The organism is Shewanella sp. M16 (assembly GCF_018224605.1).
GTDB classification, from domain to species: Bacteria; Pseudomonadota; Gammaproteobacteria; order Enterobacterales; family Shewanellaceae; genus Shewanella; species Shewanella oncorhynchi.
Window position 1 is genome coordinate 269287 of the sequence record NZ_JAGTUL010000001.1, and the last position, 12751, is coordinate 282037.

Genomic DNA, 12751 nt, shown 5'->3' on the forward strand with positions numbered 1-12751 from the left:
ATCAGAGTAAGCGGAACTTCACTCCCACTTAGCCACGCAGTCGAGTATCAAAGAAAGCTAAGCTGCGCGCCCAAGCGAGTTCGGCGGTGGCTTTATCGTATCGGCCAGTGGAGTCGTTATGGAAACCGTGATTCACATTCGGGTAAAGATAAGCGACATAATCGGCTTTATTGGTTTTTAGCTGGGTTTCATACTCGGCCCAAGTGTCGTTTACCCGCTGATCGAGCCCAGCAAATTGCAACATAAGTGGCCCCTTTACTCGGCTACGCAGTTCTGCAGCCGCTGGCGTGCCATAGAAAGGTACGCCTGCATTGAGTTCATCGGGAATCGTGGCGGCCAGCATATTGACGATATAGCCGCCAAAGCAAAAACCTACGGCACCGAGTTTGCCATTGCTTTGAGGATGGGATTTTAAAAACTGCGCAGCGGCAATAAAGTCTTGCTCGATTTTGGCTCTGTCTAAACTGCTTTGCATGGCGCGGCCCGCATCATCATTACCCGGATAACCACCTAAGGAATAAAGTGCATCGGGGGCGAAGGCGATATAACCCTGCGCGGCTAATCGGCGAGCCACATCTTCGATATAGGGATTAAGGCCACGGTTCTCGTGCACCACTAATACCACTGCGGCTTTTTTAGTGGGATCTAAGGTTTTCGGCTCACCTGCGGCACTGCCCGCGAGCAATAACTCATCGGGCATGACTAAGTAGCCGCGCCCTTCACCGTAACCATTGGGCGAGGGAAACTTAACATAACTGGCTTGAATACTGGGATCGTTAAAGGAGACTTGCTCAGCAAGTGCATAGTTCGGCAAGAGTGCGCCCGTGAGCATCGTCATTGTGAAACCTAGCGCCACCAATCCTGCGAGCCGCCCCATAAACTCACGGCGATCGATAATGCCATGGGCATATTCGTCATACCAGTCAAAGGCTTCCTGCGGTATCGGTTGTACTTTCTGGGCATGTATCTGACTTGTTTCTGCTAAGGCTTGCTTGTCTTGTTGTATCATCGTTATTCCTCCATTGAACAAGCTAACCACAGGTAACACGTCTTCCCTAGCTTGTGGGTGTTAAGATTTAACTCAAGAGTAAAGTAAGAATCGCACTTAGGGCAACTGACTTTAACGTTTGCCGTTTGGTAAGTTTGTTTTGAAATAGCACACGATCGGCACAAACGGCTGTCGGTTAGGGCAAGGCTAGCTTAAAATAGCGATTTAGATTCTAGAGGGCCTAGCGTGATACAACATAGAGCTAGCCAGATGGTGATATTCCACACTCTGGTGACCAGTGGTAGTTTTACCCAAGCGGCGGCCAAATTAAAAACCTCGACATCCTATGTCAGCAAGCAGCTTGGCGCACTGGAAGCCGAGCTGAACTTGCTGTTAGTCCAGCGGACCACTCGCACCTTAGTGCTAACCGACGCGGGCCAACAGTTTGCCCATTACTGTGAGCAAGTGTTTGAAGCGACACAAAATGCCGATGCTATTATGCTAGATGCCCGCGATGACATTAGTGGTACAATTCGCCTCGGTTCCTCCCAGTCCTTTGGCACCTTACACATTATCCCCGCGCTGGAAGTGCTGCAGCAAAAATACCCCGAATTGCGATTTGAGCTAAGCCTGTTCGACCATAAAGCCGACATGCTAGAAGAAGGCCTCGATCTGTGGATCACTAACCATGAACAGCTGAACGAAGGTTATATCGCCCAGCACCTCGCCGAGACTAACTTTGTGGTGGTCGCCTCTCCCGATTATTTACTCAAGCATGGCGTGCCACACCATCCACAGGCGTTAGCGCAACATAATTGCGTTATCTATCAAAGCAAGAGCCGTAATTATGATCGCTGGAGTTTTGCTAAGGATGACCTAGAACAAACCGTGCATGTGGCGGGAAATTACCGTGTCGACTTAGCCGAAGCCGTGCGCAATGCGGTGATTGCAGGGCGCGGCATAGGCTATGTGGCCACGTATTTACTCAGTGATGAGTTTCAAAGCGGAAAACTGATCCAACTCTTACCCGATTGGAAACCACTGCAACAGATGCCCGTTTATGTAGTTTACCCAAGGCGGCGCCATTTACCGACTAAGTACAAGGTGATAATCGAGTGTTTAAAGTCCCATATCGGCCACCCGCCCTACTGGGATAAAAAGCTCAAACCTTGGTTAGGTAAGACAATCATTTAAACTGCAACCACTTAAGCTGCATTTCAAACCAGCACTGACTACGACACCAGCCTAAAGTCGTCTGTGGCATGATTTCGATTATTGCCACAGGCACAAATATTATTTCCTCTGGGCAACAGTAGCTAAAATAGCTTTTATTCTCCTGCATAAACAGCAAGTTAAACTGTTGCTATTTTCGACTGTTTTATCGTAACAGCCCAGTAACGCCCTCGACTTGCCCTTACTGCGACTCGGCCTACAATGCGCGGCTTCTTCCTTAACTCAAAAGAATAACCCCTTATGACCGCGATATTAGGCATGATTAGTATCTTGTTTTTTGCTTGGTTACTGTCAGTGAACCGCAAGAATATTCCCTACCGCACTGTGATTTTAGCCCTAGGCTTACAAATTATATTTGCCCTGTTAGTGCTCTACGTCCCTGCGGGTAAGGCCGTATTACAGTCTGTTACGGCGGGCGTGTCGAGCGTGATAGCCTATGGCAACGAAGGGATTGGCTTCCTGTTTGGGGATCTCGCCACGGGTAAAGTCGGCTTCGTATTTGCAATCAATGTGTTAGGTATCATCATCTTTTTCTCGGCACTGATTTCAGCCTTATACCATATTGGGTTAATGCCTAAGGTGATCAACATTATTGGTGGTGGTCTGCAGCGTTTACTGGGCACGGGCCGCGCCGAGTCTTTATCTGCCACGGCAAACATCTTCGTCGGCATGATTGAAGCGCCGCTGGTGATTAAACCCTATTTAAAGCACATGAGCGATTCGCAATTCTTCGCGGTCATGAGCTGTGGTTTAGCCTCAGTCGCGGGCGGTACCTTAGTCGGATATGCCGCTTTAGGTGTCGATCTTAACTATCTGATTGCCGCCGCCTTTATGTCGGCACCCGCGGGTCTGTTGATGGCTAAAATCCTCATGCCGCCTAGCGACAATGACAAAAACAGCGCCGATGAAATCACCTCTGTCGAATTGCCACGCGCCACCAATGTGGTTGAAGCCTTAGCCGATGGCGCTATGTCTGGCATGCGGATTTCTGTCGGGATTGGTGCCACGCTACTGGCCTTTGTCAGTGTTATCGCCCTACTGAATGGCATGTTAGGCGCTGTGGGTGAATGGTTCGGTTACCAGTTAAGCTTCGAATTTTTACTCGGTTATCTGTTCGCCCCTATGGCGTGGCTGCTGGGTATTCCTTGGCATGAGGCCATTACTGCAGGCTCACTTATTGGCCAAAAAATCGTAGTGAATGAATTTGTAGCCTTCATCCAGTTAATGAAAGTCGAAGACCAACTGAGCGCCCATTCTCAGGCCGTTGTGACTTTCGCCCTGTGTGGTTTCGCTAATATTTCCACTATGGCAATTTTGATCGGTGGACTGGGTAGCATGGTGCCAGAACGCCGCGAATTTATCGCCCGTAATGGTTTTCGCGCCATTGCCGCGGGTGTATTTGCTAACCTCATGAGTGCGGCCATTGCCAGCGTGATCCTCTCGCTGTAATCCATCAGCTTGGGCTTTTTTAGGCACTCATCTCACCATTGAGTTAACCACTAAGTTAGCCACTAAGTTAGCCACTCGCGCGCAGCAAAACCGCGATCAACACAAACCCAAATCAAGCAAGCTTGGTTTGGGTTTTCTTTTATGCCTCAGATATTTTTTGTGTATAATGTCGCCAGAAAAAGATTAATGAGTTTACATTTCAATAACATGCGTAGCCAAAGGAGTACGAATGGCCATAGTGAAATACAAGGCAGTTAACGCCGCAATCGGTATAACAGCACTAGGCATAGCCTTAGTGCTCGCCGCCTGCGATAACTCAACGTCACCCTCCAATTCAGTTAATACCAACATACCCACAGAGCGTGAATATCAGATTATCTCCACCATAAACCTCAATGATGGCTTTGAAACCCGCAAAGTGCTGCAGGCACGACTGCTGCTGGATTACCAATTACAGAATGCAGAGGGTAAGGCGACCAGCTTAACAACGCCGTTAACCCATAACGCCCGTTTTTTTATCCAACCTAATATGCTGCAAATTAGCGATTATGGCATGCCGATTCCGGTGAGTAATATCGACCCTAAAGGTAACTCTAATGAAATCTTTCAGTTGGTTAAAGATGGCTTTAATGTGGAATTTAACAATGGTGAAGTCCGCCAACTGACTCCCATTGCCAAGATGGATCAAAAAGATATCAAGGAATTATTTGACCACTGGGTGAATCTTAATAGCTTGTTTAAACAAGCTCCAACCTTGCCTGTAGCACTTGAGCCTAGGGTCGGTTATAGCATCAGCGCCCCCATGGATGCACGCCTAACTTGGACGGTTGAGCAAGTGACCGAAGATAAGTTATTTGCAGTAGTACAAGGTGAGAAAGACAACTTTAAGGCCTATGGAAAGTTCGAGCTTAACCGCAAAACCGGCTGGTTAGAGAGCATGGCGTTTTTTCAACAGGAAGAGAGCAAAGGCAGTACCCTCACCCGCCGCATCGCCATGGCGCCCAAGGATAGCCCTTATATTATGAGCATGCTTTGGCATGCCGACGCTCGCTACGATGCGGAGCGTGATATAGATGATCTGCAAAAAGAGCTGTACCCTATCAGCGATGTTCCTCGGGAATATAAAGCCCATGATAAGGACTTTATAAAATCCTTATTACCTGATCAGCAAGGTATTCTTGATAATATTGGCCCATGGGGCGCTGACACGCCAGAAGTGCTGCAATTGCGCTTTGTGCATAATATAAGCCCGCGATATGTGGTTGCTAATGTGCATTATGAAGACTTAGCCGCCTTTGATGCCAGTGGAAATCCGATAGACATTCACTTCTGGCAGCACAGCAGAGGTGTGGCGATGAATTTCAACCGCTCGATTGAGTCTTCGGTGGATCTTATCGCCACAGGCTGGGACAACACCGCCAATAAACTCAAGCAGATAGACCATATCACCGCCAAGCTGACCCTTATCCCCGAAAGCAATAAGATAGTCGAAAAGTCGTGGGATGAACTGGTCGCGAATCCTTACGCCTTCGGCGATGCGAGCCTCACCATTCAGGTGCTCGACGCCGAGGCAAAGCTATTTAAAGTCGTGACAAAGCAGAGTAAGACTAAAAACATTAACCTTCCTTTTCAACAATTTAAAGGAAAGATGGCCGAAGCCCGTCGCGATGGTGATTATCCTAAATGGTTAACGGTGACGGATAAGGAACTACTGGGGGAATTAATCGGTGTCGATGATCCTCATCACCTTAGCACCCGCGCCCTGCTACTTAAGCTAGATGAAATCCCTAAAACCGTTGTAATACTGGAGAGCCGGCCACAGCCGGAGTTAAGCCAAACCAAGAACATCCGCTTTGTGACCTTTACCGACTACAACCAAAATCTGGCCAATCCCTTAAGCGAGTTTGGCGATTCGAGCCTCAATAACTTCCTCTATCAAGATCTTGAGCCATCAAACGCCGAAATCAGTGCGATCCAAGGGATAAAACCTGAGACTGAAAATGGCCATAATCTGTATATTCCCATGTCAGCCGCATTAGCGAGTGCCTGTAAACCTGAAATAGAACAAGGTTTTAAAGAAGGGAAACACGAAGTCACTTGGCTGTTTGAGCATAATGCCCCAAACGGACCAGCCTATACCCTGATGACGCCCGACCGCGAGCGGCAGTTTTTCTACGATAAACACATCCAAGGAAAAATCCATTGCCAAGGTGATATCAGTTGGCAACCCTTAGAGCAGGCAGCTAACCCACGTCCTTGGTTAATCGATTTACAAGCTTGGCTAACAAAAACCGGTTATGGTGACGAGCCGAGTAAAGATCTTAAGAACTACTTTAAAGTCGAGGATGCCCAAGGCAAATCCCTAACGATTCGACTGCCCGAAACCACCGAACTGCGGATTAAAGAGGCGCTGGTCGATGGCCGCTATTTGAGTGTGGCGGGCCCTGCAGCGAAGGTGAGTTATATGACTCTCTCTCAAAACCCCGTCGACATCCCCTATGAATTCACCTTTAAACCTTTGCCATAAAAAGGAGCGGTTATGCGTCTATTTACAGTAAAACTGCTCCTTGGAGCACTGGTACTTATTTGTATCACTATCAGTGCCAGTGCCAATGCCAATGCCAATGCACAAAAGGTGTTACTCGATGCCCATTGGAAGGTTGTCAAAGATGAAAAACAGGCTCAATACTATCTAAAAAAATCGACCGAAGTTATCGACGGAAATTATAAGGCTGAGGTTTATTACAAAAATAACGATATGCTTTTCTGCGCCAGTGCCCTCGCCGATAACAAAATTGGCAAAACCCTCACAAGCGAACAATTTCGCGGTGCTTATCAATGCTACTTTGAGGATGGCAAGCCCTACGAACAAGGCTTTCGCAACGAGCAAGGTCAACTTCATGGCCTGCTCAAAAAATATATCGCCACGGGTCAATTGTATGTTGAATCGCACTATGAAAATGGTGTTAAACAAGGCCTTGAAACGGGTTACTGGGAAGATGGGAAGACCCGGTACAAAACGACCTATAAAGATGACAAAGAGGTCGGTATAAGCGAGCTTTTTGATAGCGAGGGCAAGCTTAGGGGCAAGGTCTGTAATAGTGGTACTTGTGTTACCCAGTACTATGACAATGGCAACTTACACGTCGAAATCCCTATGGTGGATGGGCTTACACATGGCAACGAGACCAATTGGGGCTTTGGTAAAATCATTTCGACCCAAGCTTATGTCAAAGGTAAGAAACACGGGGATTACTTCGAATATTTCGACGATGGCAAGGTAAAGCGCCACTACCGCTACCACAATGACTATAAAGTCGGTGAACAGCTGGATTACTATGAAAATGGCCAGATAGCACAAAAGGAAATCATAGAAGCACCATGGAATGTGACCTTATCGGTTAAATACGATGAAAAGGGTGACATGCTCAGTTCAACCGAAGAAAAACACCAAAACAACAGCTGGGTTTACCGTAAGCATCAACGCTTTAGTGACGGTCAACTTACCTCTAACATCGAAGAAGACAAGCTTAAAAAATGGGTTCTCAACGAAATATTTGAGCAAGGAGAGTTAATTAGCCGCAGCGAGCATATCGATAACCAATTGACCGGTTTATATCTACAAACCCTAAACCGAAGTCAAACTGTAAAAGTGATTACCCGCGAGTATTTTAAAGAGGGTAAGCGCGAAGGCCCCTACGAAATGCTGAAAATTAACCATGAGACAGGGGAACAATGGCTGGCCGAGCAAGGCCAATATGCCAATGACAAGCCCTCAGGCAAATGGAAAAAACAACAAGAAGATGCCTCCCTCACCTTTAGCTATGATGCCCAAGGCGAGCTCGATGGTGAGTTCCGTAATGAGACAAGTTCAGGGCAATTGCTTGAATTAATAAACTTTAACCATGGCAAACCCGAAGGATTAGTACAACGCTACGCCACTGACGGCCAATTGTATGAAAAGGGCGAATACCGCAATGGGCAACAGGATGGCGACTGGGTGTACACCCATGGTGAGTTCGGTTTCAACCCAATGCCAAATCCTGAGAGACACTATTGGTACGGACGCTTCGACCAAGGTAAACAAGTCGGCCACTGGGAACTGCGTAATACCGAAGACTATGTGCTTGAAATAGCGAATTATGACGAGCAGGGCAGGCTTCATGGTAAACAATACGAATTTAGGGATAATGGCTGGATAGAAGTGATCAATAGCTTCCATCATGGCGAGTTTTTAAATCGGGAAATACCGCCGCCGGTGATTACCTCGGACCATGTTTTCCCTATTTTTTAGCCTAAGAATATTCGCTTAATCGATTAACTTAACCCTTGGCGCTGTGCACTGTATATAAGTGCACAGCCCGATAAATAAACTCAACAGCAAAAAATTAGGATTCTTGTATAGGCTGCAAACCGCGCGGCCTTAAGACCCAGAACAGAGCAAGGAATCAGCATGTTCAATACGCCATTTCGCTTTATCAGCCTCGCGATTGCGGGAGCCAGCTTAACCAGTGTCCATGTACAAGCAGCGCAAAATCTCTCCTCCATGATGGTCGAAATCCGCCAACAGGACGGAATTCCCAGCTATTACAATCTCGCCACTGGCATGCCCTTAAATGGCGATATCGCCATAGTGCGCGATAACCAAGGCTATACCTTAGGGCAGTTTTCCGAGGGGATCCCTAATGGTAAATGGCAAGTATTTCATACCAATAACAGCAAACTAGTCGAAGGAAACTATCAGCAGGGTTATCAAGATGGCACTTGGCATATGTTCGATTTGAGCGGCGCCGTTACTGAGGAACAGCAATTTACCAAAGGCGTGCCCACGGGCGAATGGAAGGAATACAACAGCAGCGGCCATCTCAGCCAAACGACGCGCTATAAAGACGGTAAAAAGGAGCAAGTAAAACGTTTCTATGCCAGTGGCAAACTGCAAGCCCAAGAAAGCTACCTCGATAACCTGCGCCACGGGAAATGGGAAAGTTTCTATGAAAACGGCACCTTGTCCCAAAGCCAGAGCTATGCGAACAACCAACTCTCAGGTTCTTATTTAGAACAAAATCCCAATGGACAAGCCACAGTGACGGGCCGCTTCGATGCAGAAGGCCGTCGCCAAGGAGCATGGGAAACCTTTTTCGATGACGGGACTAAATCGAGCAGCAGCCAGTTTAATCTCAATCTGCTCGAGGGTGAAGAACGGACATTTTACCCCAATGGTGAACTCGCCAGCCGCTGCCAATATAGCGCTGGGCAACGCCAAGGTAAATGCCAGCAATTTAATGATGCAGGTAAATTACAAGTTGAAGAACAGTATGTTAATGGTGCATTAGACGGGCCACAGCAATATTTTAATGCCGAGGGCATTCTCACCAGCACTCTCAACTATAAACAGGATCTACTCGCTGGTACGCAAAAGTATTTCCACAACAACGGCCAACTTAAAGAATTACGTAACTACCAAGACTCAAAGCTGACTGACAATGGCCAATACCCGCTTCATGGACCATCGGAGCGTTATGATACCGAAGGCAATTTGCTCGAAAAAAGCCACTACGACATGGGATTTAAGGATGGTCTATTTGAGCGCTATCACGCTGGCAAGCTGCAATCCTCCGAGCAATGGCGACAAGGGCAACGTCACGGTGAATCACGCCGTTACCACAACAATGGCAAGCTGCGGACGCTAGATCAATACGTTGAAGGTAAACCAACAGGGAAATCAGAAACCTATTTTGACGACGGCACAGTGAGTGAGCGCGGCGAACGTATCGATGGCCAATGGGTCGGAAAATATGAGTCATTTTACGATAACGGTAAACCTCGGGAAGTATCTCACTACGCACGGGATAAAAAAGACAATGCCAGTCGTTACCCTCTTGATGGCCATTTCGCCCGCTGGTATGCCAATGGTGATCCCAATGAAGAAGGCACATATCAAAGCGGCAATAAAGAAGGCCTATGGATACAGTACAGCGAAGGCCTGAAACAACGGGAGCAAACCTTCGCCAATGGCAAACTTAATGGTAACTATACAGAGTATTACCACGGACGCCGCCGTGTGACTGGGGAGTATCTGGACGACCAAAAAACCGGTCTATGGACGGATTATCGCTACGAAGAAAAAGACCCTACCTATGGCACAATCCCCGAGGGGAATATCCAGCAAAAAAGCCATTGGCAGGAAAACAAGCGCCACGGAATTCGCGAGTTTTACAGCTTTAAGCAAGTGGTTTACCGCTCAGAAACCTATGATAAAAATGATAAAACAGGCACATATGCCGAGTACTATCCCAACAATGGCCAGCTAAAACTCAGCGGGGCTATGGATAAAGGTAATCAAACTGGATTGTGGGAAAGCTGGTTTGAGGACGGTATGCAAGCTGCTAGCACTGAGTTTTTAGACGGTCAAAGCCATGGCCAAACGAAAGAATATTACAGTAACGGCCAACTCAAATTAGAGGCAATTTATGCTAAGGGGTCGCTTGATGGTCAAGTTAAGCAATATCACCAGAACGGTAAGCCAGAACTCGTTGAAACTTGGGTGAAAGGCCAAAAAGAAGGCGATGCCAGCTATTACCACAACAATGGCAAGTTAGCCGAACAAGGCACTTATCTTAGGGATCGCAAGGAAGGTCTATGGCAAAGTTTTTGGCCTAATGGTGAAAAACGCACTGAAGGCAGTTATCTCAGCGATCGAGAATCAGGGGATTGGAATCATTATGATCAACTCGGCAAGCTGATTAAAACAGAACACCATGGCTAGCTTAAAAATGGGGTTTTAGATTAAAAAGCGATCTAGTTCAAACATTTATCCTTAACTCCAAATCTAAAGGAAGTTTCATGCAAAGTGTGCCATAACCAGTGTCTATACTAACGGCCTTTTTTTTCGTTTAGGACAAATTGCCTATGAAGACATTTATGAAAGACGAGTTAGCCCTGCTACTGGGAATACTGACCTTAGTATTCTTTAAAACCGGTGGCGATAGCTTACTCGCCGATGGCACCGCCCTCTCGACCTATATTCCCGTTTCACTCGCCCTATTGGGTGTAGTGACTTGGGCCATTTTCTCTGTGGTACGCCACTCAGATGCACTAGCGATTAAGCTTGGCGATCCCTATGGCACCTTAATCTTAACTTTATCGGTCATTTCACTCGAAGTGGTGATGATCTCCTCCGTGATGCTGACCGGAGAACCCAACCCTGTCATGGCACGCGACACTATGTTCGCCGTCGTCATGTTGATCATCAATGGCTTAGTGGGCTTTACATTATTACTTGGCGGCTGGCGTTACCATACCCAGCATTTCAATTTAGATGGCGTAAAATCCTATCTCGTGGCGATTATTCCCCTCGCCCTACTCTGTTTAGTACTGCCCAATTTTACCGAAGGTGGCACTATTGGCGGCATGTCTAAAGCCATGTCTTGGATGCTGATCATTATTTCGATTCTGCTCTATGGCGTCTTTTTAGTGGTACAGACGAAGAGCCACAGCCATTTCTTTGTCGATGCCGATCATGAAGACCATGAGGAACACCACGGCATACTGCGCAGTAATGCTTACCATACGATTCTATTAATTGGCTACTTACTCGTAGTCATTTTGCTGGCAAAAACCTTAGCTATGCCCATCAATTACAGCGTAGCAACCCTAGGCGCTCCACAGGCATTAGGGGGCTTTATTGTGGCCTGCTTGATTTTATCCCCCGAAGCTGTGGGAGGCTTTAAGGCCGCGTTAAACAATCAATTACAGCGGGCGATGAATCTGTATTTTGGCTCAGTGCTCGCGACGATTGCACTCACAGTCCCCGCGGTATTAATTATTGGCAGCGTGATAGATCAAGAAGTCCATTTAGGCCTGTCACCCGCCGACATGGTGCTGTTAATCACCAGTTTAATGGTCTGTAAGGTAAGCTTTAGCAGCGGTCGCACCAATGCATTGCACGGCGCGACTCATATAGTCTTGTTTATCGTTTACTTGTTCTTAATGTTTGAACATGCCTAAACTTTATTAAATCCAAGGCCGAGCGTGATTTATTTGCGTCTCGGCTTTACGCTTTTCTCATCCAGATTGACCCGCAGTAAGAGTACAAACCAGACTAAAGCGCCAACAACAAACCAGATAAAAATCCACACTAACTTATAGCCATTACGAGCCTCAAATGGTTCAAATTTGGGCATAAAAATCGTTTGATGTTCAGCTTGATAAAGCGGACTTTTTTGTGCGGCGCTGAGCAACTCTGAACGAAGAGAGGATGGGGCTAATCGTTCAAGGTAAACAAAACTCTGGGGATCCAACTCATTGAACTCATTTAGGGATTTAGCCAAAAACGCTTTGAATTGCGCTTCTTTCTCATTGGGTTCAAGTCGATTACTGATCTCCTGCTGATAAACTTTACCATACCAAGCGAGGGCCTTAGCATGCCAACTGTCTGCACGCTCTGCAAAAATAGGCATAGCGATATACAGCGCCATATTTAAGTGACTACTATGTTTACCTGTAACCTCTAGGCTTCGCTGCAAACCAATTTGCGTCTTATCAATATAAGATTGCTGAAACTGATAATACTGAGTATTTTTATGGAGATACAATTCTTGTATCGATGCTAATTGCGTTAACTTCCCCGTGGTAGTCTTGAGATATTCCTGCGCAACGATGCAAGGAACAGCCATTAATTGCACCGCGATCAATAAATAGAAAAAGCGCGAATTATCTTTAACAAACTTGAGTCGTTTTAGCCTAGGCCTGATATAAATGATCGACAATAGCCAAGACAGTATCTGCGGCAGCCACAAATTAACGATATCTTCATCTAGGCTAAAAAACTCAAGGTTAACCAACAACAGCCAATGGACAAAACTGTAACCAGAAACAAATAACAGGCTGAGAAATAAGAAGGGAAAATAGATAAGTTGAATTTTTTTTAAAAATACATCCACACAAATGTCATCCTTGAGAACATAAAATAACGACTATGGTACGCTCAAATCCATCATAAATTTATCAAAATTGAGTAGAAACTCAAAGCGTTAAAACATAAAGGCCAGATTGATTGCTCATCTGGCCTTTATGTTTGTA

General features: G+C 46.5%; 8 protein-coding genes. 6 read left to right on the plus strand and 2 right to left on the minus strand.

The genetic code is table 11. From position 1 onward, the window contains the following. Positions 1–28: 28 nt before the first annotated feature. Positions 29–1009: a dienelactone hydrolase family protein gene (locus KFE26_RS01200; RefSeq protein ID WP_212599399.1), complete on the minus strand. Its 981-nt coding sequence runs from the start codon at positions 1007–1009 to the stop codon at positions 29–31. Positions 1010–1234: 225 nt separating this feature from the next. Between KFE26_RS01200 and KFE26_RS01205 the strand changes: the two genes are divergently transcribed. From KFE26_RS01205 to KFE26_RS01230, 6 genes are all read left to right on the plus strand, one after another. After that, entirely contained in the window at positions 1235–2182 is a 948-nt protein-coding gene (locus KFE26_RS01205; RefSeq protein WP_212599400.1) for a LysR family transcriptional regulator, read from the plus strand. 279 nt (positions 2183–2461) lie between these two features. Continuing rightward, positions 2462–3670 (plus strand): NupC/NupG family nucleoside CNT transporter, encoded by a 1209-nt coding sequence (locus KFE26_RS01210; RefSeq protein ID WP_105251603.1) that lies wholly within the window; start codon positions 2462–2464, stop codon positions 3668–3670. A gap of 229 nt (positions 3671–3899) precedes the next feature. Beyond that, the gene (locus tag KFE26_RS01215; protein ID WP_212599401.1) at positions 3900–6197 is read left to right on the plus strand and encodes a hypothetical protein; all 2298 of its coding nucleotides are present in this window, start codon (positions 3900–3902) and stop codon (positions 6195–6197) included. A 12-nt stretch (positions 6198–6209) separates the two neighbouring features. Continuing rightward, positions 6210–7964, plus strand: coding sequence for a toxin-antitoxin system YwqK family antitoxin (locus KFE26_RS01220; protein ID WP_212599402.1), 1755 nt, complete (start codon positions 6210–6212; stop codon positions 7962–7964). A gap of 159 nt (positions 7965–8123) precedes the next feature. Further along, positions 8124–10436 carry a toxin-antitoxin system YwqK family antitoxin gene (locus tag KFE26_RS01225; RefSeq protein WP_212599403.1) on the plus strand — a complete coding sequence of 771 codons (2313 nt, stop codon included), beginning with the start codon at positions 8124–8126 and terminating at the stop codon, positions 10434–10436. 143 nt (positions 10437–10579) lie between these two features. Further along, the gene (locus KFE26_RS01230; protein WP_025008445.1) at positions 10580–11677 is read left to right on the plus strand and encodes a calcium:proton antiporter; all 1098 of its coding nucleotides are present in this window, start codon (positions 10580–10582) and stop codon (positions 11675–11677) included. A 29-nt stretch (positions 11678–11706) separates the two neighbouring features. Here KFE26_RS01230 and KFE26_RS01235 read toward each other — a convergent pair whose 3' ends face one another. Then, entirely contained in the window at positions 11707–12612 is a 906-nt protein-coding gene (locus KFE26_RS01235; protein WP_249195546.1) for a hypothetical protein, read from the minus strand. Positions 12613–12751: the final 139 nt, after the last annotated feature.

Excerpts from the sequence above, each read along its gene's own strand:
- KFE26_RS01230 (WP_025008445.1), top strand. The coding sequence starts at position 10,580 with ATGAAGACATTTATGAAAGACGAGTTAGCCCTGCTACTGGGAATACTG.
- KFE26_RS01215 (WP_212599401.1), top strand. The coding sequence starts at position 3,900 with ATGGCCATAGTGAAATACAAGGCAGTTAACGCCGCAATCGGTATAACA.
- KFE26_RS01225 (WP_212599403.1), top strand. The coding sequence starts at position 8,124 with ATGTTCAATACGCCATTTCGCTTTATCAGCCTCGCGATTGCGGGAGCC.
- KFE26_RS01200 (WP_212599399.1), bottom strand. The coding sequence starts at position 1,009 with ATGATACAACAAGACAAGCAAGCCTTAGCAGAAACAAGTCAGATACAT.
- KFE26_RS01210 (WP_105251603.1), top strand. The coding sequence starts at position 2,462 with ATGACCGCGATATTAGGCATGATTAGTATCTTGTTTTTTGCTTGGTTA.
- KFE26_RS01220 (WP_212599402.1), top strand. The coding sequence starts at position 6,210 with ATGCGTCTATTTACAGTAAAACTGCTCCTTGGAGCACTGGTACTTATT.